The sequence below is a fragment of the Paraburkholderia sp. BR10936 genome, assembly GCF_040965735.1.
GTDB lineage: Bacteria > Pseudomonadota > Gammaproteobacteria > Burkholderiales > Burkholderiaceae > Paraburkholderia > Paraburkholderia nodosa_A.
The window spans coordinates 306,747-331,403 of sequence record NZ_JBFRCM010000004.1; the positions used below are offsets into that span (position 1 = coordinate 306,747).

The following is a 24,657-nucleotide window of genomic DNA, read 5'->3' on the forward strand; positions in this document are numbered from 1 at the left end:
CGCTGCGGCGCCGGCTTGCGGCGACGCCCACGAGCCACTGCGCGGCGGCTTCACGTCTACCCGCTTCGTGCTCGTCGAGCCGAGCCACCCCGGCAACGTCGGCGCGGCCGCGCGCGCGCTGAAGACCATGGGATTCTCGCGCCTCGTGCTGGTGGCGCCGCGCGTGCCGCAGGTCCACTGCGACCCGGAAGCCATTGCCATGGCGAGCGGCGCCGACGACGTGCTCGCGGCCGCCCACATCGTGCCGACGCTTGCCGATGCGCTGGCGGGCGTGCAATGGTCGCTCGCGCTCACAGCGCGCACGCGCGAGTACGGGCCGCCGCCCGCAGCGCCGCGCGAGGCGGTGCAGGACGCCTGCCGCCAGGCGGTGCACGGCGGCGACATCGCGCTCGTGTTCGGCAACGAACGCACGGGCCTGTCGAACGACGACGTCGAGCGCTGCAGCGCGCTTGCGCATATTCCGGCCAATCCCGCCTATAGCTCGCTCAATCTTGCCCAGGCGGTTCAGGTGCTCGCCTATGAGCTGCGCCTCGCGTACCTCGGGGAGAGCGCACCCGCCGCCGCGCTGCCGGCGGCTGGCGGTGCGGGCGGCGCCGCCCCGCTTCCGGCCGGGTCGCCGCTCGCGACGAGCGACGACATCGAGCGCATGTACGTGCACCTCGAGAACGCGCTCATCGCGCTCGAGTTTCTCGACCCCGCCAATCCGAAGAAGCTGATGTCGCGGCTGCGGCGGCTCTTCGCCCGCTCGGGGCTCGAGCGCGAGGAGGTCAATATCGTGCGTGGCATCGCCAAGCACATCCTCCTGCTCAAGGGCAAAGGCGACGGCAAGGGCGAGATCCGCTGATCCTCTGTGTCGGCGCGGCTGCGCGCGCCGGCGCAAACCTTGCCGCCGACGGGGGCTTCCGACCTCGAATCGGCTTTGCGCCTACAATCGGCTGAAAACCGGCGAAAAATTCATAAGCAAATGCGCGCGGCTGCAATAGCCGTTGCGTCGCTTGCACGCACGCAGCGGCGTTGCGCGGCCGCCATTCCCATGTTTCATCCGTTTTTAGCGTGACAGCCATGTTCAAGAGACTTCGCGAAGACATTGCCACGATCCGCGAGCGCGATCCCGCCGCCCGCAGCGCGTGGGAGGTCCTGACCTGTTATCCGGGTCTGCACGCGCTCGTGCTGCATCGCTTCGCGCATGCGTGCTGGCTCGCCAGGCGCCGCTGGCTCGCGCGCTACATTTCGCAGATCGCGCGTTTTCTGACGGGCATCGAGATCCATCCGGGCGCGACCGTCGGCAGGCGCGTGTTCATCGATCACGGCATGGGCGTGGTGATCGGCGAGACGGCCGAGGTCGGCGACGACTGCACGATCTACCAGGGCGTGACGCTCGGCGGCACGTCGCTCACGCGCGGCGCGAAGCGCCACCCGACGCTGGGGCCGGGCGTGATCGTCGGTGCGGGCGCAAAGGTGCTCGGCGGCTTCACGGTGGGCGCCGCGGCGAAAATCGGCTCGAACGCCGTGGTCGTGAAGCCGGTGCCGGAAGGGGCTACGGCGGTAGGCAACCCCGCACGCGTCGTCGCGCCCGCGAAGACCGCGCCGGTGCAGGCCAAACCGGCCTCGGCGCGAGAGGGCTTTTGCGCCTATGGCATCACGCCCAATGCCGACGACCCGGTTTCGCTCGCGATCCACGGCCTGATCGACCACGCGGCTACGCAGACGCAGCGTGTCGATGCGATCGTCGTCGCGCTCGAGCGTCTCGGCGCGCGACTCGAGGCGCTCCATGGCGCCGATGCGGCGCTCGCCGAATTGCGGCGTCTATCCGAGGGGCTCGAATGTGTCGGCCCGCAAGCCGAAGCGTCGAGCCGCGAAGAGGAGAAGGCGCCTGCGCGCGTTTGAGGCGTGGCGCCAGGAGGGCGCTAAGAGCGAGGCGCTAAAAGTAAAGGCGGCGCACCTCAGTCCAGCGGCAAGACCCTGAAGCCTTCGGCATCCACGCGCAGATAGCCGCCACGCGGCTTGCCGTGATCGAGATCCCAGTCGGGCAAGACCCAACGTGTGCCGCCGGGCTCCTGGTGGCGCGCCGGCCGGTGCGTGTGGCCGTGCACGATGGTGTTCGCGCGCGCACGCTTGAAGAGCGCCGCAACGCCTTTGACCGTGACGTCGTACTTCGGCAGGCGCGGGCCGCTGCGTTTGCTTTCGCTCGCGCGACGCGCGCGCTCGGCGATCGCTCGCCGCCAGCGAAACGGCCAGGCAAGAAACAGCAGCTGCACGAGCCGGTTGCGCGCGAGCTTGCGGAAGACCTGATAGCCGTGATCGTCGGTGCACATCGCGTCGCCGTGCGCGAGTGCGAGGCGCGTGCCGAACGCGGTGATCGCGATGGGGTCGGGCAGCCAGATCGCGCCCGCGGCTTTCATGAAGCGCTTGCCCATCAGAAAGTCGCGGTTGCCGTGCATGATGTAGAGCGCGATGCCGCGCTCGGAGAGCGTATGCATCAGCGCAGCCATGCGCGCGGGGAACGGATCGGTGAGCATGTCGTCACCGATCCAGTATTCGAAGAGGTCGCCGAGTATGAATACCGAGTCGGCCTGATCGGCCGTGACCCGGATGAAGCGCTCGAACGCGGCGACCGTACGCGGAATCCCTTCATTCAGATGCACATCGGAAATGAACAGAAACGGACGAGCCGCGTGGGGGCGCTTGCCCTCGCCGGGCACGCCCGCGGCAGCGTGTCGTAAAGCCTTTTCCTGCAGCATCGATGAAGGGTGTGCGTGAGAGTTGTACGAAGCTTATTCGACGACGACAGCCTTCTCGATCACGACGTCGTCGACCGGCACGTCCTGATGGAAGCCCTTCGAGCCCGTCTTGACCTTCTTGATCTTGTCGACCACTTCGAGGCCTTCCACGACCTTGCCGAACACGGCGTAGCCCCAGCCTTGCGGCGTCGGCGACGAGTGGTTCAGGAAGTCGTTGTCGGCGACGTTGATGAAGAACTGCGCCGACGCCGAGTGCGGGTCGTTGGTGCGCGCCATGGCGATGGAGCCGCGCTCGTTCTTCAGGCCGTTGTTCGCTTCGTTTTCGATCGGCGCTTCGGTCGGCTTTTGCTTCATGCCGGCGTCGAAGCCGCCGCCCTGGATCATGAACCCGTCGATGACGCGGTGAAACACCGTGCCGTCATAGTGGCCGCTCTTCACATAGTTGAGGAAGTTGGCGACCGTCTTCGGGGCCTTCTCGGCGTTCAGTTCGAGCTTGATGACGCCGTGGTTCGTGTGCAGTTCGACCATGATGGAATCCTTTGCCTGTGGCGGGGGGAATGAACGTCGCTGCATCGGCAAGAGGCGGGACGTGTTGCCCAACGCGTGTGCCGGCGCCGCGACGTGCGACGGGTGAGGGCGGCGCTGCCGCCCGGTTAGTCGATGATTAACTGGCGTGTTGCCGGCGTGCTTACTTGCCGACGACGGTCGCCGACTCGATCACGATTTCCTTTTGCGGCACATCGGACATCGGGCCGCGCGAGGTGGTGGGCGCCGCTTCGATCTTCTTCACGACGTCCATGCCTTGCGTGACCTTGCCGAACACGGCATAGCCGTTGCCGTCCGGGTTCGGATAGTCGAGGCCGGCGTTATCCACCGTGTTGATGAAGAACTGGGCGGTGGCCGAATTCGGGTCGCTCGTGCGCGCCATTGCGATCGTGCCCGTGAGGTTCTTCAGGCCATTCCTGCTTTCGAGCGCGATCGGCGCGCGCGTGGGTTTCTCGACGAAGCTTTGCGTGTAGCCGCCGCCCTGGATCATGAAACCGCGAATGACGCGATGAAAGATCGTGCCGTTGTACTGGCCAGCCTTCACGTACTGCAGGAAATTGTCGACGGTCTTCGGCGCTTTCTCCGGATAGAGCTCGACGCGAATGTCGCCTTCACTGGTCTTGAAGAGCACTTGCGGATGCGCGGCGGCCGGCTGGCCGTTTTGTGCAAAGGCGGGTGCGTTCGCGATCAGGGCGGCGCTGCCGAGCGCCAACATCAACCATTTCATGAGTATCCTCGGAAGTGCGGGAAAAACGTGTCGCGGCGCGCACGCTGCGCGCCAGATGTTAGTTCGACGGCGCCACGAAAGGCGGCATCGCGAGCGATCCCGTCGAGCCGCCGAACTGGTACGCCGGGTTGCTGAGCGCGGGCACGATGGCCGACGGGCTCGCTGCCGATGCGCTTTCTGCCGCTGCCGCGGCCGACTTCTTTTGCGCGGGCGGCGGCGAGATGATCTTCGCGATGTCGGCCTGGCGCTGCTGCGTGGTGCCGCTTGCATGGCCAAGCGTTTGCGCGCGGCGGTATGACGCGTCGGCCAGACGCAGGTAAAGGTCGCCGAGATTTTCCCAAGCGAGTCCGTACGACGGGTTTGCCTTCACCGCGGTTTCGAGCGCGACGCGCGCCTCGTCGTAGCGGCCATGCTTCGCGTAAAGCGCCGCGAGATTGTTGTAAGGCTCGGGCAATTCGGGGTAGAGCTGCGTGAGTTCGGTGAACGCCTCGATCGCGTCGTCGTCGCGGTTCAGGCGCGCGAGAATGGTCGCGCGCTTGAACTTCGCCTGCACGTCGCGCGGGTTCGTCTTGATGCGCGCGTCGAGCTGGCTGAGCGCGCCAGCCCAGTCGTGCTGGCTGATCGCGGCGTCGGCGCCGGGCGTGGCGTCGGAGGTCGCCGGAGGCGCGGCATGCGCGATGCTGACACTGCACAGCACGATCGCGACGCTCGAGAGAGCCGACGCGGCAAGGGTCGCAGCACGGGGCGCGCGGCCGCTGGAAGGTTTCATAGGGTGAGGTCGCGGTGTTATACTCCGAGCCATTCTAACAAAAGGTCTGTGCGTTTCGTCGCGCGCTTTGTCCCTCGCCCGTTTCATTCGTATTCCGGGCGCGCTGCGCGAGTCGCCGGGCTTTCCAACGCCACTCGTGGTCGTCTCCGCCCCGATAGCAACCTGGTTGCAGTCCGGTCGCCGACAGACAGCAGCCTGAGCAATGCGGGCATCACCCGCTGGCTGCGGTCGGCGCCGCCGCGGATTTCTTTCGACCCACGTATCCATCGCCTTTATGGAATCACTGCGCATCTACAACACGCTCGCGCGTGACAAGCAAAATTTCGTGCCACTCGAGCCCGGCGTCGTGCGTATGTACGTCTGCGGGATGACGGTGTACGACTATTGTCATGTCGGGCATGCGCGTGTGATGGTGGTGTTCGATATCGTGCAACGCTGGCTGCGCGCGCTCGGCTACAACGTGACCTATGTGCGCAACATTACCGATATCGACGACAAGATCATTCGTCGTGCGGTAGAAAACGGCGAGACGATCAAGCAGCTCACCGACCGTTTCATCGCAGCGCTGCACGAAGACGCGGACGCGCTCGGCATCGAGCGTCCCGATCACGAGCCGCGCGCGACGCAGTACATTGCGCAGATGCTCGACATGATCGGCAAGCTCGAGCGCAACGGCTACGCGTACCAGGGCGCGGACGGCGACGTGAACTACGCGGTGCGCAAGTTCGCGAACTATGGCGCGCTCTCCGGCAAGTCGATCGAAGACCTGCGCGCGGGCGAACGTGTGGCGACGAACGATGCCAAGCAGGATCCGCTTGACTTCGTGCTCTGGAAACAGGCAAAACCGCAAGAGCCGGCCGACACGAGCTGGGATTCGAAATATGGACGCGGGCGTCCGGGCTGGCATATCGAATGCTCGGCCATGGGCTGCACGTTGCTCGGCGAGCACTTCGACATTCACGGCGGCGGTCAGGACCTGCAGTTTCCGCACCATGAGAACGAGATTGCGCAGAGCGAAGGCGCGACCGGCAAGACGTTCGTCAATACGTGGATGCATAACGGCTTCGTGAATATCGACAACGAGAAGATGTCGAAGTCGCTCGGCAACTTCTTCACGATCCGCGAAGTGCTGGCGAAGTACGATGCCGAAGTGGTGCGCTTCTTCATGGCGCGCGCGCATTACCGCTCGCCGCTGAATCACAGCGACGCGCATCTCGACGACGCGCGCAACGCGCTCACCCGTCTTTACACGGCGTTGAAAGACGTGACGCCGGACGCGGGCGAGCTTGACTGGAACGAGCCGTACGCGCAACGTTTTCGTGCGGCAATGAACGACGATTTCAACACGCCGGTGGCGATCGCCGTGCTGTTCGAACTCGCGAGCGAGGTGAACCGTACGCGCGACGCCATGCTCGCGCGTCAGTTGCAGCGTCTCGCACGTGTGATCGGGCTGCTCGTGCGCGAGCCGCGCGTGTTCCTGCAACAGGCCGCGGGCGCACAAGATGCAGGCGCGCTCGACGTGGCAGCGATCGAAGCGAAGATCGCGGCGCGCACGGCGGCCAAGCAGGCGAAGCAATATGCGGAGGCGGACCGGATTCGGGCCGAACTGCTCGAAGCCGGTGTCGCGCTCGAAGACAAACCGGGCGGGTTGACCGAGTGGCGCCGCGTGTAAGCGGGCTGTCCAGTTTCCACTGATCGATTCGCGAGGCAGGAGGCAGGATGGCAACGGCCACGAAGACGCAGACCAGGCGGTCTGCGTCGCTAACGGGCGGAACTGCGGGCGCACCCGCAGGTGCAAAGCGTGCGCTCAATGGAGCGGGCGGCAAGGCAGCGACAAGGCCGGCTGCGAAGACGGCGCGCGGGAAAACCAACGGCGCGTCCGGCTCGCACGAAGTGCTCGACGGCGCGGCAATCGAGGCTGCGCTCTCCAATGGTCCGGCGGCACTCGAAGCCGTGGAGCCTGCGGCGAACGCGCTGGGCGATCTCGAATTCGAAGTGCAGCGTCCCGACTATTGGGACAAGGCGTGCGCGGACCTCGTCAAGCGTGACCGCATTCTCAAGAAGCTGATTCCGAAGTTCGGTCCCGTGCATTTGTTGAGCCGCGACGATCCGTTCGTCACGCTCGCACGTTCGGTGGTCGGCCAGCAGATTTCGACGGCGGCGGCGCAGGCGCTGTGGCAGCGTGTGGAAGCCGCATGCCCGAAGCTCATGCCGCAGCAGTTCCTGAAACTCGGTCACGAGAAGCTCGCCGCGTGTGGCCTCTCGAAACGCAAGACGGAATACATCCTCGATCTCGCGCAGCATTTCGTCTCGGGTGCGCTGCACGTCGGCAAGTGGACGTCGATGGACGACGAAGACGTGATCGCGGAGCTCACGGCGATTCGCGGCATTGGCCGCTGGACCGCCGAGATGTTCCTGATCTTCAATCTCGCACGCCCGAATGTGCTGCCGCTCGACGATCTGGGCCTGATCCGCGCGATCAGCGTCAACTATTTCAGTGGCGAGCCGGTCACGCGCAGCGAAGCGCGCGAAGTCGCGGCCAACTGGGAGCCGTGGCGTACCGTCGCGACCTGGTATATGTGGCGCAGCCTCGAGCCGTCGTGAGGCCCGGGGCTGTCGTCAGCGTCTGAGAAAAATGCTATCGATCGAAGAAATCGATAGTTCTGAGCCGATTTCGGCGCGGGCTGGCGCGGTTAGAATACGCGCTGCCGCAAAGTGAAGGATTCCCACACATGAAGACCACGTTTCTGGATTTCGAACAGCCGATCGCTGAACTGGAAGCGAAGATCGAAGAACTGCGCTTCGTTCAGGACGATTCGGCCGTCGATATTTCGGAAGAAATCGAGCGGCTGTCGAAGAAGAGCCAGCAACTCACGAAGGACCTCTATGCGAACCTGAGCCCGTGGCAGGTTTCGCAGATCGCGCGTCATCCGCAGCGTCCGTACACGCTCGATTACGTGCACGAGCTTTTTACCGATTTTCACGAACTCCATGGCGACCGCTCGTTCGCGGACGACCTTTCCGTCGTCGGCGGCCTCGCGCGCTTCAATGGCCAGGCCTGCATGGTGATCGGCCACCAGAAGGGCCGTGACACGAAGGAGCGCGCCGCGCGCAACTTCGGCATGCCGCGCCCGGAAGGCTATCGCAAGGCCGAACGCCTGATGCGTCTCGCCGAAAAATTCGGCCTGCCCATCTTCACGTTCGTCGACACGCCGGGCGCGTACCCGGGCATCGGCGCGGAAGAGCGCGGCCAGTCGGAAGCCATTGGCCGCAATCTCTATGTGATGGCCGAACTCAAGACGCCGATCATCACGACGATCATCGGCGAAGGCGGTTCGGGCGGCGCGCTCGCTGTGGCCGTGGCCGATACCGTCATGATGCTGCAGTTCTCGACCTACTCGGTGATTTCGCCGGAAGGCTGCGCGTCGATTCTCTGGAAGAGCGCTGCGAAGGCGCCGGAAGCTGCGGAAGCGCTGGGCCTCACGGCGCACCGTCTCAAGGCGCTGGGCCTCATCGACAAGATCGTGAACGAGCCGCTCGGCGGCGCGCATCGGGACCCGAAGGGCATGGCCGCGCTGCTGCGCCGCGCGCTCGCCGACTCGCTGCGCCAGTTCCAGGGCATGAGCATCGCCGATCTGAAGCAGCGCCGTTTCGAGCGCCTGATGGCCTACGGCAAGTTCAAGGAAACGACGCCGGGCGCATAAGGCGCGCGACGTCAACGTTCCTCGACGTCTGCGGTCGTGCTGTGACCGACCATCCCGAATCCGACGCCGGGCGCATCGTTCTCGATGCGCTCGGCGTTGTGCTTTCCACGCTTGCCGACGACGCACGCATCGCGATCGCGTATAGCGGCGGGCTCGACTCGTCCGTGCTGCTGGACGCCGCGGTGCGGGCGGCGGGCGCACAGCGTCTCGTCGCACTGCATGTGCATCACGGCCTGAGCCCGAACGCCGACGCATGGCTTGCCCATTGCGAGGTAACCGCGCGCGCGTACGGCGTGACGTTCGACGCGAGGTGCGTAGAGTTGGCGCGCGACGACGCGGCCGGCGTCGAGGCGGCTGCCCGCGACGCGCGCTACCGCGCGCTCGACGCGATGTGCGCGGCGCACGGCGTGCAGGCGCTCTGGCTCGCGCAGCATGCGGACGATCAGGCGGAGACGGTGCTGCTGCAGTTGCTGCGCGGCGCCGGGCTCGCGGGGCTCGCGGCGATGGCGCCGGCACGTGCGAGCGCGAATGGCGTGGCGCGCATGCGGCCACTGCTCGCGCTGTTGCGCATGCAACTGGAGCGCTATGCGCGCGCGCACGGCCTGCACTGGATCGACGACGAATCGAACGACGACACGCGCTACGCGCGCAACGCCTTGCGTCACGACGTGATGCCGGCGCTCTCGGCTCATTTTCCTGGCTATCGCGATGCGTTCGCGCGCACGGCGGCGCATGCAGCTGCTTCGCAGCGTCTGCTCGACGATCTCGCGCGCATTGATTTGCGCGACGTCGGGCGCGAGGGCGACCGCGCGCTTTCACATGCCGCGCTGCTCGCGCTCGACGATACACGCGCCCTCAATGTGCTGCGTTACTGGATGCGCTCGCTTGGCCTGCCGGCGGCGTCGACCGCGCGGCTTGCGGATCTGTTGCGGCAGTTGCGCGAGGTTGCGCGCGATGACCCGAATGGCCATGCGTTGCGCGTCGATCACGCCGGACATCGCTTGCGCGCATATCGCGGCATCGTTTCGTGGGGAGCCATGCGGGCGCGCGACGAACGCGCAGGCGAGGGCGCCGCTCATGCACGCGCGCCCGTGTCGTTGAACTGGCGCGGCGAGGAAGTCTGGCGGCTGCCGTCATGGCGCGGGACCTACGTTTTCGCGCCCGCCGCTCCTGACGATGCCGACGCCGTTCCCGAGCACGTGCTCGCGAGCGCGCCGCTCGTCGCGCGCGAGCGCAGCGGCGGCGAGCGCTTGCGCGACGAAGCCGCGCACGTGAGCCGCACGCTCAAGAACCTGTTCCAGACGCGCGGCGTGCCGGCATGGGAGCGCGACGTGCCGTTGCTCTATGTGGGCGAGACGCTGCTGTTCGTGCCCCGTATCGGCGTGAACCGGTCGGCGTTCGGCGCGACGCCCGGCGAGCCTGACGCGGCCTGGCGACGCATCGAATGGCGCAAGGATGTGCTGATCGCCTGAAGTCGCGTCGCCGTCATCGATCAATTCGCCGACTGGTATCGCGATCGTTCCCCCGCAAATCCTTGCCACACAAGCCTTTTTCGGCCTCTGCGAGCGTGTTCTGTCTTGTAATTCTGGCGTCAATCGGGTAGTGTAAGTCGTTTGTCCAGCCCGCTTTTTCGCGTTCACGGACGCCGTCAAAAGCGGCGTGTCTCGTGAAGGCGCGATTTTTCCTTCGAGCGGTATCCGACGGTTGCAGGGACGTCGTAGCGGCATGCGGGCAGGGCGCGAGTGCAAGGCACCAGCGCGCGTCGACACGATGCGCCGGCCTTCGCGCCCCTGAGGCAAAACCCCGCGCGTGCTGCACGCGCTGAAGCCGCCGCCGTGGCCCCAAGGCGTCCGGGCGGCCCGGTTCTTCAGTGCGCCAGCGCGGTAACATCTCCAGTTCAGAACGACAATGGCACTCATCGTACACAAATACGGCGGCACCTCGATGGGCTCGGTCGAGCGCATCAAGAACGTCGCCAAGCGCGTCGCCAAATGGCACAAGGCCGGCCACAAGATGGTCGTCGTGCCTTCGGCGATGTCCGGCGAAACCAATCGTCTGCTCGGTCTCGCGAAAGAAATTTCGCCGCAGCCCAGCCCGCGCGAGCTCGACATGATTGCGTCGACCGGTGAGCAGGTGAGCGTCGGTCTTTTGTCGATCGCCCTGCAGGAAGCAGGCGTCGACGCCATCAGCTACACCGGCTGGCAAGTGCCGGTCAAAACCGACAGCTCGTTCACCAAGGCCCGCATCAACGACATCGACGGCGAGCGCGTGCTGGCCGATCTCGACGAAGGCAAGGTGGTCGTGATCACGGGCTTCCAGGGCATCGACCCGGAAGGCCACATCACCACGCTCGGGCGCGGCGGCTCGGACACGTCGGCAGTTGCAGTCGCAGCGGCGCTGAAGGCCGACGAATGCCTGATCTATACGGACGTCGACGGCGTCTACACGACCGACCCGCGTGTGGTCGACGACGCACGCCGTCTCGACCGCATTACGTTCGAAGAGATGCTGGAAATGGCCAGCCTCGGCTCGAAAGTGCTGCAGATCCGCTCGGTGGAATTCGCGGGCAAGTATCAGGTGAAGACGCGTGTGCTCTCCAGCCTGACCGACCCGATGATGAACCTCGACGAGGAGATGTCCTCGGGCACCCTGATTACTTTTGAAGAAGACGAGACCATGGAAAAAGCAGTCATCTCGGGTATCGCGTTCCAGCGCGACGAGGCCCGCATCATCGTGATGGGCGTGCCCGACAAGCCCGGTATCGCGTATCAGATCCTCGGCCCGGTGGCGGACGCTAACATCGACGTCGACATGATCATCCAGAACCAGAGCGTGGCCGGCAAGACCGACTTCACGTTCACGGTGCCGCGCGGCGACTATCAGCGCGCCATCGATGTGCTGAACAACCAGGTGAAGGGCCACGTGAGCGCGGAGCAGGTGCTCGGCGACGCGAAGGTGTCGAAGGTTTCGGTGGTCGGCGTGGGCATGCGTTCGCACGTGGGCGTGGCGAGCAAGATGTTCCGCACGCTTTCGGAAGAGGGCATCAACATCCAGATGATCTCGACCTCGGAAATCAAGATTTCGGTACTGATCGACGAGAAGTACATGGAGCTGGCAGTGCGCGCGCTGCACAAGGCGTTCGACCTCGAGCACGCGTAAACCGTGCCGTGTTTGCGCGGCCATTGCGCCGCGTTTGTGTTGTGTGACGAGGATGTGACGCGGTTTTTCCGCTCGATTCCGATGCACGATGCCGCGCCCGAGGTTCGTTGTGCGCTTGCAGAAAAAACTTTGCAAAAAAGCGTCGTATGAATTGACCGGAAGGCGCTAACCCGCTATTATCTTGGCTTCGTTGCGCTGCCTCCCTGGCGCGAACGAAGTTTTTGGGAGACGTGGCCGAGAGGTCGAAGGCACTCCCCTGCTAAGGGAGCATCTGGGCCAAAACCTGGATCGAGGGTTCGAATCCCTCCGTCTCCGCCAGTAATGGCGGTGGAAACCCCGCAAGTCTCGGCTTGCGGGGTTTTTGTTTTTTGGGTCGCAAATTGCTCGATGTGAGGAGGCAATAAGTCGTCGCTCGAAGGCAGGGAAGAAGCACTGCAAGAATCTTCAGGAATGCCAGGCAAATTGCGGTGGCGCTCTGGAGTGCAAAGGTTTTGCATTGAGGCGCCGATAAATGGACTGGGGTTCGCGAGTCGTGCGAAGTCTCCTGCACACCGGCGCAAGCGATGCTATTCTGCCCGGCGCTGTTGGCCATCCGCCGCCCAGTGTAACGAGACGTAACGACATCGAACGCAGGCCAGGCTCGTGCATCAGTTATTACAAGTTTGAAATACGCGGGCGAAAGCCGTGCGTTATATTGGCTTGAACAAAACATCAAACCCGAAAGGTGAGTCCATGAAGTTCCCACGTGTTGTTGCAATGCTGCTCGGGGGCGTGGCTATCGGCGCATCGAGCGTTGCTATGGCTGGCGTGAGCGTTGGTGTCAACATCGGTATTCCGGCCCCGGTTTATGTCGCTCCGCAACCGGTCTACGCGCCGCCTCCGCCGCCGGTCGTCTATCAGCCGGCTCCTGTTTATGCCGCGCCGCCGGCCATCGTCATCGGCTGGCACGGTGACCGTTACTGGGACGGCCGCCGCTACTGGGGGCGCGACGACTGGTATCGCCACCACGGCGGCTATGACGGCCCGGGCCGCGGCCACTACGACCGCGACCACTACGACCGCGACCACGGCGGTCCTCCGGGACACTGGCACTAAGCCGCGAGGCTCGTTGCCGGCGTGGTGCGCGTGACACGGCGCGCATGGCACATCGAACGCCACGCCAAAGGAAAAGCCGCCCAGTGGGCGGCTTTTGCATTCTTGCCGTTGCGCGCGCAACGATGCGCGCGCAACGCGAAGAGAGGCTTACTCGAGGCCGGCCATGCCGCCAACCACCGCGTTGAAGCCGGAGTCGACGTGCATGATCTCGGCGGTCACGCCGGCTGCCAGATCGGAGAGCAGGAACGCGGCGGAATTGCCGACCTGCTCGATGGTCACGTTACGCTGCAGCGGGGCGTTCTGTGCGACGAAGTCGAGAATCTTGCCAAAGCCCTTGATACCGCTTGCCGCGAGCGTCTTGATCGGGCCAGCGGAGATGCCGTTCACGCGCACGCCTTGCGCACCGAGCGCCACCGCGAGATAACGCACGCTCGCTTCGAGTGCGGCTTTCGCGACGCCCATGGTGTTGTAGTTCGGGATCGCGCGCTCTGCGCCGAGATAGGTCAGCGTCAGCAGCGAAGCGTTCTGGGCGAGCATCGGCTTGGCGGCCTTGGCAAGCGCGGGGAAGCTGTATGCCGAAATGTCGTGCGCAATGCGGAAATTCTCGCGCGTCATGCCGTCGAGGAAGTCACCCGCGATCGCCTCGCGCGGCGCGAAGCCGATCGAGTGGACGAGGCCGTCGAGCGTATCCCAGTGTTGCTTGAGGTCCGTGAAGAGCGCTTCGATTTGCGCGTCGTCGGCCACATCGCAAGGGAACACCAGGTTGCTGCCAAATTCCTGTGCGAACTCGGTGATACGGTCCTTGAAGCGGTCGCCGACGTACGTGAACGCCAGTTCCGCGCCTTCGCGCTTGCATGCCTGCGCGATGCCGTACGCGATCGAACGGTTCGACAGCAGGCCGGTCAACAGGATACGTTTGCCAGCGAGGAAGCCCATGAATTCTCCTAAATCAGGTCAATGCGCCAGCGCCTGTGGGGGCGGCGCCGCGTGGTTTGGGTAGAATTCTCTCACAACTGACAAGGCAGCCTGGACAATTACCGATCTATGACGACAGGAACGCGAGGCAGGACGGCGCTCGGCGCGCTTGGGGCAACCGTTCCTGCGGTTCGGTTCGCACTTGCCAAAAGGCTGGCGGCGATGTGTCTTGCGCTCGGATGCGGGCTGCTGGCCATGCCGAGCGCGCACGCGGTCTACGCCATTGCGCAGTACGGCGAGCCCAAATATCCGCAAGGATTCCCGCACTTCGACTACGTGAATCCGGATGCGCCCAAGGGCGGCACGCTCGTCCTCGCCAATCCCGACCGCCTCACGAGTTTCGACAAGTTCAACCCGTTCACGCTACGCGGCAACGCGGCCCCGGGGCTCGGCATGCTGTTGGAGAGCCTCACGACGGGGAGCCTCGACGAAGTGGCCTCGGCCTATGGTTTGCTCGCCGACGACATCCGCATCGCGCCCGACGGGCTTTCGGTGACCTTCCACATCAACCCGAAGGCGCGCTTCTCGAACGGCGACCCGGTGACTGCCGAAGACGTGAAGTTCTCGCTCGACACGCTCAAGAGCCGCCAGGCCGCGCCCTCCATGCAGGCGTATTTCAGCGAGATCACGCGCGCGGTGGTGGTCGATCCCGCGACGATCCGCTTCGAGTTCCGCAGTAACAACCGCGAGCTGCCGCTCATCGCGGGTGGCATGCCGGTGTTCTCGCACAAGTGGGGCTTGCGCCCGGACGGCAGCCGCGTCGCCTTCGATCAGCTCGCGTTCGAGCAGCCGATCGGCAGCGGCCCGTATGTGATCGACCGCTACTCGAACGGTCGCACGATCACCTACAAGCTCGACCCCAACTACTGGGGCAAGGACCTGCCGGTGCGCGTGGGCACCAACAACTTCGAGCGTGTTACCTACAAGCTCTATTCGGATGACGTGGCCCGCCTCGAGGCCTTCAAGGCGGGCGAGTACGACGCGCTCGTCGAATACGTCGCGCGCAACTGGGTGCGGCGCGATGTCGGCAAGCGCTTCGACAGCGGCGAGCTCATCAAGCGCGAGTTCCCGCAGCACAACGGCACCGGCATGCAGGGCTTCGTCATGAATCTGCGCAGGCCCGTGTTCCAGGACGTGCGCGTGCGCCGCGCCCTCGATCTCGCGCTCGACTTCCCGTGGCTCAACCGCATGCTGTTCTATAGCCAGTACCGTCGCATCGACAGCTGGTTCGCGAACACGCAGCTGCAGGCAAAGGGGCTGCCATCGCCTGGCGAACTTGCCTTGCTCGAGCCGTGGCGCAAGTCGCTCGATCCCGCCGTGTTCGGGCCGCCGCCCTCGCAGCCCGATACGACCCCGCCGGGCTCGCTGCGAGCAAATCTGCTCAAGGCGCGTGCGCTGCTCGCCGAAGCCGGCTGGACCTATCGCGACGGCGCGCTGCGCAACGCGAAGGGCGAGCCGTTCACGTTCGAGGTGCTCGACGACACGAGCGCTTCGGCGCAGTGGGCGCCGATCATGGCGCAGTACACGCAGGCGCTCAGGCGCCTTGGCATCCAGGTGAACTATCGCTCGGTCGATTTCGCGCTCTACCAGAAGCGGCTCGACGCCTTCGACTTCGACATGACGACCATCAAGTTCCCCGACGTCCAGGTGCCGGGCGCGGAGCAGGTCGATCGCTTCGGCAGCAAGGCCGCCGACGAGCCGGGCTCGGGCAATCTGCTGGGCCTGAAGTCGCCGGCCGTCGACGCGATCCTCAAGGCGCTCACGCGGGCGCAGACGCTCCAGCAACTGCTCGACGCCACGCATGCGCTCGACCGGGTGCTGATGCACGGCTACTATGTGGTGCCGCAGTGGTACAGCGCGACGCACCGGGTGGCGTTCAAGAACACGCTGGCCTATCCGGCGAAGTTGCCGCTGTACTATGGCGCGAACGACTGGATCATCTCGACGTGGTGGTTCAAGCCGCAGTCCGCGCCACAGGCGACGGGTCATTAACGACGGACACGACGGAAAGCATCGAAATCATGTGGAGCTACATCGTCAAACGCCTGCTGCTGATGATCCCGACGCTGCTCGGCGTGCTTACGCTGACCTTCGGCGTGATCCAGTTCGTGCCGGGCGGTCCCGTCGAACAGGCGGTGCGCGAATTGCGGCGGGGCGCGGAGCAGGGCATGCCGTTCGGCATGCGCGCGCATTCGGGCGTGGACGCGCAGCAGATCGCGCAGCTCAAGCAGCTTTACGGCTTCGACAAGCCGCCGCTGCAACGCTATTTCCTGATGCTCGGGCGCTTTGCGCGCTTCGATCTCGGACAGAGCTATTTCCATCACCAGAGCGTGTGGTCGCTGATCATTTCCAAGCTGCCGGTGTCGATCAGCATCGGCCTCTGGACCTTCTTTCTCACTTATCTGATATCGGTGCCGTTGGGCATCGCGAAGGCGGTGCGCAACGGCTCGCGGTTCGACCTCGTGACGAGTCTCGTCGTGCTCGTCGGTTATGCGATTCCGGGCTTCGTGCTGGGCGTGCTGTTGCTCGTGCTGTTCGGCGGCGGCTCGTTCCTGCAGCTCTTCCCGCTGCGCAATCTCACGTCTGACAACTGGGACACGCTCTCGCTCGGCGGCAAGATTCTCGACTATCTCTGGCACATCACGCTGCCCGTGACGGCGTCGGTCGTGGGCAGTTTCGCCGTCACGACCATGCTGACCAAGAACGCCTTTCTCGAAGAGATTCGCCGCCAATACGTGCTGACCGCGCGCGCGAAAGGGCTCTCGGAGCGCACCGTGCTCTGGAAGCACGTCTTTCGCAACGCGCTGCTGCCGCTCGTGGTGGGGTTCCCGGCGGCGTTCATCGGCGCGTTCTTCACCGGCAGCCTGCTGATCGAAACGTTGTTTTCGCTCGACGGGCTCGGCCTGCTTTCGTACGAATCCGTCGTGCGGCGCGACTATCCGGTCGTGCTGGGCACGCTGTACCTCTTCACGTTGATCGGACTGCTAACCAAACTGATTTCCGATCTGTGCTACGTGTGGGTCGATCCCCGCATCCAATTCGAACAACTGGAGCGCTGAGTTGAACCGAGTCCGCGCTGGCGCTGAACCCGAACTGCGTACCGAGAGCGTGCGCGCCCTCAAGTCGCCCACGCCCGCCCGTCGCGTGTGGCTGCGCTTCAAGCAACAGCGCCTGGGCTACTGGAGCCTGATCGTGTTTCTTGTCGCGTTTGCGGCGAGTCTCGCGGGTCCGCTCTGGTGCAACGACAAGCCGCTTGTCGTGCGCTACGACGGGCACCTGTATTTCCCGCTGTTCAAGGACTATCCGGAAACCGCGTTCGGCGGCGATTTCCCGACGCCTGCCGACTACCTCGATCCGTACATTCGCCACCGCTTCGACGCGCCGGGCAACTTCGCGATCTATCCGCCGAATCCGTACTACTACGACACACTCAACTACTTCGCGAAAGTGCCGAACCCCGCGCCGCCGTCGCGCCAGAACTGGCTCGGCACCGACGAGAGCGGCCGCGACCTGTTCGCCCGCTTGCTGTACGGCTTTCGCGTGTCGGTTGAGTTCGCGCTCGTGCTGACTGCCATCGGCACGCTGCTCGGCGTGCTGGCGGGCGCGGTGCAAGGGTACTTCGGCGGCAAGGTCGATATCTTCGGACAGCGTCTCATCGAGATCTGGAGTTCGCTACCCGAGCTTTATCTGCTGATCATTTTCGCGGCGATCTTCGAGCCGGGCTTCGTGCTGCTGATCGTGCTGCTTTCGCTGTTCGGCTGGATCGGTTTGTCCGACTATGTGCGCGCGGAATTCCTGCGCAACCGCAACCAGGACTATGTGCTCGCCGCGCGCGCAATGGGCCTGTCGAACTGGCAGATCATCTGGCATCACGTGCTGCCCAACAGCCTCACGCCGGTCATCACGTTCCTGCCGTTTCGCATGAGCGGCGCGATTCTCGCGCTCACGAGTCTCGACTTCCTGGGCCTTGGCGTGCCCGCGCCCACGCCGAGCCTCGGCGAGTTGCTCGCACAGGGCAAGCGCAATCTCGACGCATGGTGGATCGCGCTCTCGACTTTCGGTGTGCTCGTGGCGACGCTGCTGCTGCTCACGTTCATCGGCGACGCGCTACGCAACGCGCTCGATACGCGTATTTCCGACGCCATGAAGGCCGGAGGCAACCAGTGAGCGCCGTGCCTCAGGACGCCGCCGCGCCGCTCCTCTCGATCGAGCACCTGAGCGTGCGCTTCGACGAGACGCTCGCCGTCGATGATGTCACGCTCGCGATCGGGCGCGGCGAGCGCGTGGCGCTCGTCGGCGAGTCGGGCTCGGGCAAGACCGTCACCGCGCTCGCGGTACTGCGCCTGCTGCAGGACGCGCAGATCAGTGGAAGCATCCGCCTCGACGGCGACGATCTGCTCGCGAAGAGCGAACGCGCGATGCGCGGTCTGCGCGGCAACGACGTCGCGATGATCTTCCAGGAACCGATGACGGCGCTCAATCCGCTCTACACGATCGGCGAACAGATCGCGGAGACCATCGTGCTGCACGACGGCGTCTCGAAGAAAGCGGCCTACGAGCAGGCGGTGGGGCTGCTCGAGCGCACGGGCATTACCGAGGCGCGGCGGCGCGTGTCGAGTTATCCGCATCAGCTCTCGGGCGGCCAGCGCCAGCGCGTGATGATCGCGATGGCGCTCGCGTGCCGTCCGCGTCTGTTGCTCGCCGACGAGCCGACCACGGCGCTCGACGTGACGATCCGCGGCCAGATCGTCGATCTGCTGCTCGAGCTGCAGCGCGAGGAGGCGGCACGGCGCGGCATGTCGGTCTTGCTCATCACGCACGACCTGAACCTCGTGCGCCGCTTCGCGCAGCGCGTGGCCGTGATGGAGAAGGGCAGGCTCGTGGAGTCGGGCAACGTCGAGCAGATTTTCGAGGCGCCGCAACATCCGTACACGCAACGGCTCATCGCGAGCCGTCCCGAGCGCCACGTGCTGCCCGTCCTGCCGATCGCGCCGGTTCTCCTGCAGGCGAAGGACGTGATCGTCGACTTCGCAACGAAGTTGCCGGGTTTTCGCGGCTGGTGGCAAAAGGGGCGTTATCGCGCCGTGAACGACGCGAACCTTGCGGTGCGCCAGGGTGAGACGCTTGGCATCGTCGGCGAGTCCGGATCGGGAAAAACGACGCTTGCGATGGCGATGTTGGGGCTGCAGCGAACGGCGGGCGGTATCGTCGAGTTCCAGGGGCGGCCTATCGCGAGCTACACGGGCCGCGACAGGCTGTCGTTGCGCTCGCATCTGCAGGTTGTCTTTCAGGACCCGTTCAGTTCGCTTTCTCCGCGTCAAACCATCGAGCGCATCGTGGGGGAGGGGCTCGCGCTGCATCGGCCCGATCTTTCTATCGAGGAGCGGCGCAAGCGCGTTGTCGGCGTGCTGCGCGAAGTGGGCCTCGATCGCACCGCTTTGCACCGATACCCGCACGAGTTTTCGGGTGGCCAGCGCCAGCGTATCGCCATTGCGCGCACGCTGGTGCTGGAGCCTCGCGTGATCGTGCTCGACGAACCGACCAGCGCGCTCGACGTGTCAATCCAGCAACAGGTGTTGAGATTGTTGACGGATTTGCAACGCAAGTACAACCTGGGCTACGTGTTCATCAGCCACGACCTGGCGGTGATCGGCGCAATGGCGCACCGGGTGGTGGTGATGCAGGACGGGGCGATCGTCGAGTCGGGAGAGGTCGCGAATATCTTCGACAGACCCGCCCATCCTTACACCCGAAAATTGTTGAAAGCTGCATTCGATCGCTAGGCTTTGGCGGAACTTTAGTGCGAATTTCGGTGAAATTCACCAATGAGGTGAATGTCGCGATTGAATTTTTCTATTTGTTTTGACACACAAATACTTACTGGCTAGTATCGTCCAAACTTTTCCACTAACTCCCTGATTTACGGGCAATTTCTACCGACCAATGCAGCACCGATACTTGACCCAGGCTTGCACGCGCGTCGTCGCCGGGATGTTCATCGGCGTACTGATGGCCGCAGCTCCCGGCGCGTTCGCCGACGAAGTAAGCAGCTTTAGCCAGAATGCCTCATTTTCGCCGAGCAATTCGGCGAATCCGCAGTCCATCCCAGCAGTTCAGAACGCCCTCCAGAATGCCAACCAGGCGACCCCGGCGGCGGCTCCGGCCCCGACCGAAGGCGGCGCCAAGGCGTTCCTGTCCGGCATGGCCGGCAAAGCCGGCGACGTCGTTGTCGGCGCACTTAACATGATTGGTGTGCGTTACCGCTGGGGCGGCAACACGCCCGACTCCGGCCTCGACTGCAGCGGCTTCGTGCGCTACGTGTTCCAGGACACGCTCGGCATGTCGCTGCCGCGCCGCGCCGAGGAAATGAGCCGCGTGGGCGAGAAGATCAGCATGAGCAACCTGAAGCCGGGCGACCTCGTGTTCTTCAACACGATGCGCCGCACGTTCTCCCACGTCGGCATCTACATCGGCGACAACAAGTTCGTGCATTCGCCGTCTACCGGCAGCACGATCCGCGTCGACGACCTCGACGACGGATACTGGGAAAAGCGCTTCACCGGTGCACGCCGCATCGAAACGTCGTTCACGGCGGATCAGCAGCAAAACCTCAAGCGCGTGAGCGCGCAGTTCGAGGGCAACGGCGGCAACTGATCGGGGTTTTGTAGCGAACAAAAAGCCTGCTTCTTGCGAAGCAGGCTTTTGCGTTTTTTGCGCCCGTGCGCCCGCTGAAGGGGCGCTCAGGTCAAGCGATCAGGCCGTCAGGCGCGCTGCAGCGAGCTTGCGCTCGAGTTCCGGCATGATGCGCGCCGCCGCTTCCTCGCCCGCGAGAATCGCCGCGTTGCGCTGAGTGAAGTCGCTGGACGACATCGCGTTGAGATTCGGGCGGATCACGATGTCGGCGTACTTGTCGAGTTCGTAGGACTTGATCGTCTGGCCCATGATCGTGAAGGTCTGCATCAGCACGTCGAACTGGCTCAGCGTCGAGGCCGTTTCAGGGCGCGCCGAGATGTCCACGGCGATCACGAAGTCGGCGCCCATCTTGCGTGCGAACGAGGCCGGCACCGGGCTCACGAGGCCGCCGTCCACGTATTCGTGGCCCGCAATCTTCACCGGCTCGAAAATCGACGGAATGCTGCACGATGCGCGCACGGCAATGCCCGTGTTGCCGCGCTGGAACAGGATAGGCTGGCCCGTGCGCAGGTCGGTCGAGACGACGCCGAGCGGCTTCGCCATCTTCTCGATGGGCCGGTCGTGCAGCGTGGTGTTCAGATAGTTCTGGAGCGCCACGCCCTGCAGGAGACCGCGCGTGCGAAACGGCATCGCCCAGTCGCTGATCGAGGCTTCGTCCATCGTCAGGGCGAGCTTGTTGAGCGCGAAACCGTTCATGCCCGAGGCGTAGAGCGCCGCGACGACTGAGCCCGCGCTCGTGCCGACCACGAAGTCGACTTGCACGTTGCGCGCCTCGAGCGCCTTGATCACGCCGATATGCGCAAAGCCACGCGCCGCGCCGCCGCCGAGCGCGAGGCCCACGCGAACCGGGCGCTGCGGCCTGGCGACGGGCGGCAGGGGGGCGGTGGTGACGGGCGGCGGGCCACTGGCGGTTTGCGTGCCCGCGGTCGTGCAGGCGGCCAGGACGGAGGAGGCGGCCGCAAGCGAAAAGTGCCGGCGGCTCAATGAGGGCGATGACTGCTTCAAGAAGGTTCTCCATGCGGTCCGCGTGCGTGTCCGGCAAGGAGCGACGCGGTACCCCGGTCTGCTCGCGCGGGCGGCCGAGTATCTGTGTTTGCGCGCGCGACGCCGCATCGTGGTGGCGGCGCGCCGACATCATAAGGCAAAGCGCGGCCGGTTTAGCAGGCGTGCATGTAACGCGATGTGACGCCAGATGACAACGCGCTCGACGGTTTGCGAGCGTATGCACGTTTGCATGAGAGAAACGGGCGTCCGGACGCACACCCCGGGCCTCGCCCCCCAGGCCGAAGCGGTGCATGGCGGGTATAATCCCGTCTCTAATTTTCCGGATTCCCGTTCGTGTGCGCGAGGCTGCGCGCGCCCCCGGCGCTCCCGCGCTAGCCGCGCGGGCCGAACGCGCCGCGAACCCCGGCCGTCCGCCGCCGTCGCTGCTTTTGTTGCCAGCGCCGCGCTCCGGATGGCATCGTCTTCGAGTAATCGCCCATGACTACCTCTGTCGTCCGTACCCGCTTCGCGCCGAGCCCGACCGGCTTCATCCATCTCGGCAATATCCGTTCCGCGCTCTACCCGTGGGCGTTCGCGCGCCACAACAAGGGCGTCTTCGTGCTGCGGATCGAAGATACCGATCTCGAGCGTTCGACGTCGGAATCGGTCGATGCGATCCTCGAAGGCATGGAATGGCTCGGCCTGAATTTCGACGAAGGTCCGTTCTACCAGATGCAGCGCATGGACCGTTATCGCGAAGTGCTCAGGCAGATGCAGGAGCAGGGCCTCGTGTATCCGTGCTACATGTCGACCGAAGAGCTCGACGCGCTGCGCGAGCGTCAGCGCGCGGCCGGCGAGAAGCCGCGCTACGACGGCACGTGGCGCCCGGAGCCGGGCAAGGTGCTGCCCACGCCGCCGGCGGGGGTGCAGCCGGTGCTGCGCTTTCGCAACCCGCTCACGGGCGTGGTGGCATGGGACGACGCCGTCAAGGGCCGCGTGGAGATCTCGAACGAAGAGCTCGACGACCTCGTGATCGCGCGCCCGGACGGCACGCCGACCTACAACTTCTGCGTGGTCGTGGACGATCTCGACATGAAGATCACGCACGTGATTCGCGGCGACGATCACGTGAACAACACGCCGCGCCAGATCAACATCCTGCGCGCGCTCGGCGGCGAGCCGCCGGTCTACGCGCACCTGCCTACCGTGCTCAACGAGCAGGGCGAAAAGATGAGCAAGCGCCACGGCGCGATGAGCGTGATGGGTTATCGCGATGCGGGCTATCTGCCGGAAGCGGTCCTCAACTATCTCGCACGTCTGGGTTGGTCGCACGGCGACGCCGAAGTGTTCACGTGCGAGCAGTTCGTGGAGTGGTTCGATCTCGAGCATCTCGGCAAGTCGCCCGCGCAATACGACCACAACAAGCTCAACTGGCTCAACAACCACTACCTGAAGGAAGTGGACAACGTGCGCCTCGCCGAGCTCTCGAAGCCGTTCTTCGCTGCCCTCGGCGTGGACGAGGCGGCGCTCGCCAAGGGGCCGTCGCTCGAAGGCGTGGTCGCGCTTTTCAAGGACCGTGCGAACACGATCAAGGAGATCGCCGAGAGCGCGATGATGTTCTACCGCGAGCCGCAGCCGGAAGCCGAAGCGCTCGCACAGCACATCACGGAAGCCGTACGCCCCGCGCTCGCCGATCTCGTCGTCGCGCTCAAGGGCGCGGAGTGGACGAAGGAGGGCGTCTCGGCAGCGCTGAAGGCGACGCTCGCCACACACAAGCTCAAGATGCCCCAGCTCGCGATGCCGGCCCGCCTGCTCGTGGCAGGGACGACGCATACGCCTTCGGTCGATGCGGTGCTCGTGCTGTTCGGCCGCGATGCGGTGGTGAGCCGCCTCGAGAAGGGCATTTCGGCTGCAAACTAAAAATTTTGAAGAATATTCGCCCGGACCCTAGCGCCCGGGCGGCAGTTCTTGTAGTATTCGGGCTCCGTTGAATACGGAGCGCGAGAGAGTCGCAAACAAGCGGCAAATAAGCAGCAAATCTCACGCAAAGAGCCGCAGAATCGGGCAACGATGTTTCAAGGAAACCTCGAAGCGCTTCAAAAAACGATTCAAAAGCTCTTGACGAAAGCGAAATTGATGTTTAAAATCTCGCTTCTGTTCTGCAAGGGGGTATAGCTCAGCTGGGAGAGCGCTTGCATGGCATGCAAGAGGTCAGCGGTTCGATCCCGCTTACCTCCACCAACAGAACATGCAGTAAGCAGTAGAGTGCGGTAAAGGCATTATCTGAAAAGATCATGTCCCCTTCGTCTAGAGGCCTAGGACATCACCCTTTCACGGTGAGTACAGGGGTTCGAATCCCCTAGGGGACGCCAGACATGAGCGTCGTCAATGAGATTGGCGTAGCATCAGGTGGAAATCAACCGACATCCATCTGACTGTGTCGAACTGGAGCGGTAGTTCAGTCGGTTAGAATACCGGCCTGTCACGCCGGGGGTCGCGGGTTCGAGTCCCGTCCGCTCCGCCAGATCGAGCCCGTTCAGAAACTGTGAGCGGGCTTTTTAGTTAAAGTGACGATTACAGGCGAAAGCCCGTGTTGTCCCCTTCGTCTAGAGGCCTAGGACATCACCCTTTCACGGTGAGTACAGGGGTTCGAATCCCCTAGGGGACGCCAAATCAAAATGCGGCGCCAGAGAAGTAGCACTGCGAGCGAGCAGTGTGGCGACGCCGCCAGCGGGAATCGACCGACGCCCGCCGGTGTGAGCAGTAAGCTGGAGCGGTAGTTCAGTCGGTTAGAATACCGGCCTGTCACGCCGGGGGTCGCGGGTTCGAGTCCCGTCCGCTCCGCCAGTTTCAAAGCTGTTCCGTCGTTGCTTCGGCAATGGCGAACCGCTGCAGTTCAAAGGTGTAAGCCTGCGCTTATACCCGTGTTGTCCCCTTCGTCTAGAGGCCTAGGACATCACCCTTTCACGGTGAGTACAGGGGTTCGAATCCCCTAGGGGACGCCAAATCAAAATGCGGCGCCAAAGAGTCATGCGGCGACGCCGCCAGCGGGAATCGACCGACGCCCGCCGGTGAGCAGCAAGCTGGAGCGGTAGTTCAGTCGGTTAGAATACCGGCCTGTCACGCCGGGGGTCGCGGGTTCGAGTCCCGTCCGCTCCGCCAGAACGAAGCCCGTTGGATACGTCCAACGGGCTTTTTCTTTTTCCACAGACGTTTCTCGCGCTTCCATCCCCATCCTTCATTTCGTTTGCCGTACGGACAATC

At 64.4% G+C, this 24,657-nt stretch carries 20 protein-coding genes and 8 tRNA genes; 22 read left to right on the forward strand and 6 right to left on the reverse strand.

Features of this window, described 5'->3' with window-relative positions:
* The first annotated feature begins 37 nt into the window (after nucleotides 1-37).
* On the forward strand, nucleotides 38-844 hold the full coding sequence (locus AB4Y36_RS10995; RefSeq protein WP_141710715.1) for an RNA methyltransferase: 807 nt from the start codon (nucleotides 38-40) through the stop codon (nucleotides 842-844).
* Between the two features lie 218 nt (nucleotides 845-1,062).
* Nucleotides 1,063-1,887: a serine O-acetyltransferase gene (gene cysE / locus AB4Y36_RS11000; RefSeq protein WP_368682979.1), complete on the forward strand. Its 825-nt coding sequence runs from the start codon at nucleotides 1,063-1,065 to the stop codon at nucleotides 1,885-1,887.
* 56 nt (nucleotides 1,888-1,943) lie between these two features.
* Here cysE and AB4Y36_RS11005 read toward each other — a convergent pair whose 3' ends face one another.
* The 4 genes from AB4Y36_RS11005 to AB4Y36_RS11020 form a co-directional block, all read right to left on the reverse strand.
* On the reverse strand, nucleotides 1,944-2,741 hold the full coding sequence (locus AB4Y36_RS11005; RefSeq protein ID WP_069265572.1) for a UDP-2,3-diacylglucosamine diphosphatase: 798 nt from the start codon (nucleotides 2,739-2,741) through the stop codon (nucleotides 1,944-1,946).
* A gap of 33 nt (nucleotides 2,742-2,774) precedes the next feature.
* Nucleotides 2,775-3,269, reverse strand: coding sequence for a peptidylprolyl isomerase (locus AB4Y36_RS11010; protein WP_069265573.1), 495 nt, complete (start codon nucleotides 3,267-3,269; stop codon nucleotides 2,775-2,777).
* Nucleotides 3,270-3,429: 160 nt separating this feature from the next.
* The gene (locus AB4Y36_RS11015; protein ID WP_069265574.1) at nucleotides 3,430-4,014 is read right to left on the reverse strand and encodes a peptidylprolyl isomerase; all 585 of its coding nucleotides are present in this window, start codon (nucleotides 4,012-4,014) and stop codon (nucleotides 3,430-3,432) included.
* A 58-nt stretch (nucleotides 4,015-4,072) separates the two neighbouring features.
* Nucleotides 4,073-4,783 carry a M48 family metallopeptidase gene (locus tag AB4Y36_RS11020; RefSeq protein WP_069265575.1) on the reverse strand — a complete coding sequence of 237 codons (711 nt, stop codon included), beginning with the start codon at nucleotides 4,781-4,783 and terminating at the stop codon, nucleotides 4,073-4,075.
* A 274-nt stretch (nucleotides 4,784-5,057) separates the two neighbouring features.
* On the opposite strand from AB4Y36_RS11020, the gene cysS reads away from it, so the two are divergent.
* The 7 genes from cysS to AB4Y36_RS11055 all read left to right on the forward strand — a co-directional run bounded on the left by cysS (nucleotide 5,058) and on the right by AB4Y36_RS11055 (nucleotide 12,741).
* Nucleotides 5,058-6,455, forward strand: coding sequence for a cysteine--tRNA ligase (cysS, locus tag AB4Y36_RS11025; RefSeq protein ID WP_368682980.1), 1,398 nt, complete (start codon nucleotides 5,058-5,060; stop codon nucleotides 6,453-6,455).
* A gap of 47 nt (nucleotides 6,456-6,502) precedes the next feature.
* Nucleotides 6,503-7,387 carry a DNA-3-methyladenine glycosylase gene (locus AB4Y36_RS11030; RefSeq protein WP_069265577.1) on the forward strand — a complete coding sequence of 295 codons (885 nt, stop codon included), beginning with the start codon at nucleotides 6,503-6,505 and terminating at the stop codon, nucleotides 7,385-7,387.
* Nucleotides 7,388-7,515: 128 nt separating this feature from the next.
* Nucleotides 7,516-8,487 carry an acetyl-CoA carboxylase carboxyltransferase subunit alpha gene (locus AB4Y36_RS11035; RefSeq protein ID WP_028204107.1) on the forward strand — a complete coding sequence of 324 codons (972 nt, stop codon included), beginning with the start codon at nucleotides 7,516-7,518 and terminating at the stop codon, nucleotides 8,485-8,487.
* A 41-nt stretch (nucleotides 8,488-8,528) separates the two neighbouring features.
* Nucleotides 8,529-9,959: a tRNA lysidine(34) synthetase TilS gene (gene tilS, locus AB4Y36_RS11040; RefSeq protein WP_368682981.1), complete on the forward strand. Its 1,431-nt coding sequence runs from the start codon at nucleotides 8,529-8,531 to the stop codon at nucleotides 9,957-9,959.
* Between the two features lie 436 nt (nucleotides 9,960-10,395).
* Nucleotides 10,396-11,646 carry an aspartate kinase gene (locus AB4Y36_RS11045; protein WP_069265579.1) on the forward strand — a complete coding sequence of 417 codons (1,251 nt, stop codon included), beginning with the start codon at nucleotides 10,396-10,398 and terminating at the stop codon, nucleotides 11,644-11,646.
* 224 nt (nucleotides 11,647-11,870) lie between these two features.
* Nucleotides 11,871-11,964, forward strand: a tRNA-Ser gene (locus tag AB4Y36_RS11050).
* Nucleotides 11,965-12,378: 414 nt separating this feature from the next.
* Nucleotides 12,379-12,741: a hypothetical protein gene (locus AB4Y36_RS11055; RefSeq protein WP_069265580.1), complete on the forward strand. Its 363-nt coding sequence runs from the start codon at nucleotides 12,379-12,381 to the stop codon at nucleotides 12,739-12,741.
* A gap of 147 nt (nucleotides 12,742-12,888) precedes the next feature.
* Here the strand turns inward: AB4Y36_RS11055 and fabI are convergent, their stop codons facing one another.
* On the reverse strand, nucleotides 12,889-13,677 hold the full coding sequence (gene fabI, locus AB4Y36_RS11060) for an enoyl-ACP reductase FabI (protein WP_069265581.1): 789 nt from the start codon (nucleotides 13,675-13,677) through the stop codon (nucleotides 12,889-12,891).
* Between the two features lie 201 nt (nucleotides 13,678-13,878).
* On the opposite strand from fabI, the gene AB4Y36_RS11065 reads away from it, so the two are divergent.
* From AB4Y36_RS11065 to AB4Y36_RS11085, 5 genes are all read left to right on the forward strand, one after another.
* Nucleotides 13,879-15,708 (forward strand): extracellular solute-binding protein, encoded by a 1,830-nt coding sequence (locus tag AB4Y36_RS11065; RefSeq protein WP_368682982.1) that lies wholly within the window; start codon nucleotides 13,879-13,881, stop codon nucleotides 15,706-15,708.
* 29 nt (nucleotides 15,709-15,737) lie between these two features.
* Entirely contained in the window at nucleotides 15,738-16,775 is a 1,038-nt protein-coding gene (locus tag AB4Y36_RS11070) for a microcin C ABC transporter permease YejB (RefSeq protein ID WP_028204101.1), read from the forward strand.
* 34 nt (nucleotides 16,776-16,809) lie between these two features.
* Entirely contained in the window at nucleotides 16,810-17,883 is a 1,074-nt protein-coding gene (locus tag AB4Y36_RS11075; RefSeq protein WP_256094788.1) for an ABC transporter permease, read from the forward strand.
* Nucleotides 17,880-19,499 carry an ABC transporter ATP-binding protein gene (locus tag AB4Y36_RS11080; protein WP_368682983.1) on the forward strand — a complete coding sequence of 540 codons (1,620 nt, stop codon included), beginning with the start codon at nucleotides 17,880-17,882 and terminating at the stop codon, nucleotides 19,497-19,499. The genes AB4Y36_RS11075 and AB4Y36_RS11080 overlap by 4 nt, the downstream gene beginning before the upstream one ends.
* Before the next feature lie 160 nt (nucleotides 19,500-19,659).
* Nucleotides 19,660-20,370 (forward strand): C40 family peptidase, encoded by a 711-nt coding sequence (locus AB4Y36_RS11085; RefSeq protein WP_368682984.1) that lies wholly within the window; start codon nucleotides 19,660-19,662, stop codon nucleotides 20,368-20,370.
* Nucleotides 20,371-20,469: 99 nt separating this feature from the next.
* Here AB4Y36_RS11085 and AB4Y36_RS11090 read toward each other — a convergent pair whose 3' ends face one another.
* Nucleotides 20,470-21,414 carry a patatin-like phospholipase family protein gene (locus tag AB4Y36_RS11090; protein ID WP_368682985.1) on the reverse strand — a complete coding sequence of 315 codons (945 nt, stop codon included), beginning with the start codon at nucleotides 21,412-21,414 and terminating at the stop codon, nucleotides 20,470-20,472.
* 477 nt (nucleotides 21,415-21,891) lie between these two features.
* Between AB4Y36_RS11090 and gltX the strand changes: the two genes are divergently transcribed.
* From gltX to AB4Y36_RS11130, 8 genes are all read left to right on the forward strand, one after another.
* Nucleotides 21,892-23,313 (forward strand): glutamate--tRNA ligase, encoded by a 1,422-nt coding sequence (gene gltX / locus AB4Y36_RS11095; protein WP_368682986.1) that lies wholly within the window; start codon nucleotides 21,892-21,894, stop codon nucleotides 23,311-23,313.
* A gap of 245 nt (nucleotides 23,314-23,558) precedes the next feature.
* Nucleotides 23,559-23,634, forward strand: a tRNA-Ala gene (locus tag AB4Y36_RS11100).
* 55 nt (nucleotides 23,635-23,689) lie between these two features.
* Nucleotides 23,690-23,765, forward strand: a tRNA-Glu gene (locus tag AB4Y36_RS11105).
* 75 nt (nucleotides 23,766-23,840) lie between these two features.
* Nucleotides 23,841-23,917, forward strand: a tRNA-Asp gene (locus AB4Y36_RS11110).
* A gap of 71 nt (nucleotides 23,918-23,988) precedes the next feature.
* A tRNA-Glu gene (locus AB4Y36_RS11115) sits at nucleotides 23,989-24,064 on the forward strand.
* 99 nt (nucleotides 24,065-24,163) lie between these two features.
* A tRNA-Asp gene (locus AB4Y36_RS11120) sits at nucleotides 24,164-24,240 on the forward strand.
* Between the two features lie 82 nt (nucleotides 24,241-24,322).
* A tRNA-Glu gene (locus tag AB4Y36_RS11125) sits at nucleotides 24,323-24,398 on the forward strand.
* 80 nt (nucleotides 24,399-24,478) lie between these two features.
* A tRNA-Asp gene (locus AB4Y36_RS11130) sits at nucleotides 24,479-24,555 on the forward strand.
* Nucleotides 24,556-24,657: the final 102 nt, after the last annotated feature.

Excerpts from the sequence above, each read along its gene's own strand:
- cysE (WP_368682979.1), top strand. The coding sequence starts at position 1,063 with ATGTTCAAGAGACTTCGCGAAGACATTGCCACGATCCGCGAGCGCGAT.
- AB4Y36_RS11005 (WP_069265572.1), bottom strand. The coding sequence starts at position 2,741 with ATGCTGCAGGAAAAGGCTTTACGACACGCTGCCGCGGGCGTGCCCGGC.
- AB4Y36_RS11010 (WP_069265573.1), bottom strand. The coding sequence starts at position 3,269 with ATGGTCGAACTGCACACGAACCACGGCGTCATCAAGCTCGAACTGAAC.
- AB4Y36_RS11015 (WP_069265574.1), bottom strand. The coding sequence starts at position 4,014 with ATGAAATGGTTGATGTTGGCGCTCGGCAGCGCCGCCCTGATCGCGAAC.
- AB4Y36_RS11020 (WP_069265575.1), bottom strand. The coding sequence starts at position 4,783 with ATGAAACCTTCCAGCGGCCGCGCGCCCCGTGCTGCGACCCTTGCCGCG.
- cysS (WP_368682980.1), top strand. The coding sequence starts at position 5,058 with ATGGAATCACTGCGCATCTACAACACGCTCGCGCGTGACAAGCAAAAT.
- AB4Y36_RS11030 (WP_069265577.1), top strand. The coding sequence starts at position 6,503 with ATGGCAACGGCCACGAAGACGCAGACCAGGCGGTCTGCGTCGCTAACG.
- AB4Y36_RS11035 (WP_028204107.1), top strand. The coding sequence starts at position 7,516 with ATGAAGACCACGTTTCTGGATTTCGAACAGCCGATCGCTGAACTGGAA.
- AB4Y36_RS11045 (WP_069265579.1), top strand. The coding sequence starts at position 10,396 with ATGGCACTCATCGTACACAAATACGGCGGCACCTCGATGGGCTCGGTC.
- AB4Y36_RS11055 (WP_069265580.1), top strand. The coding sequence starts at position 12,379 with ATGAAGTTCCCACGTGTTGTTGCAATGCTGCTCGGGGGCGTGGCTATC.
- fabI (WP_069265581.1), bottom strand. The coding sequence starts at position 13,677 with ATGGGCTTCCTCGCTGGCAAACGTATCCTGTTGACCGGCCTGCTGTCG.
- AB4Y36_RS11065 (WP_368682982.1), top strand. The coding sequence starts at position 13,879 with ATGTGTCTTGCGCTCGGATGCGGGCTGCTGGCCATGCCGAGCGCGCAC.
- AB4Y36_RS11070 (WP_028204101.1), top strand. The coding sequence starts at position 15,738 with ATGTGGAGCTACATCGTCAAACGCCTGCTGCTGATGATCCCGACGCTG.
- AB4Y36_RS11085 (WP_368682984.1), top strand. The coding sequence starts at position 19,660 with ATGCAGCACCGATACTTGACCCAGGCTTGCACGCGCGTCGTCGCCGGG.
- gltX (WP_368682986.1), top strand. The coding sequence starts at position 21,892 with ATGACTACCTCTGTCGTCCGTACCCGCTTCGCGCCGAGCCCGACCGGC.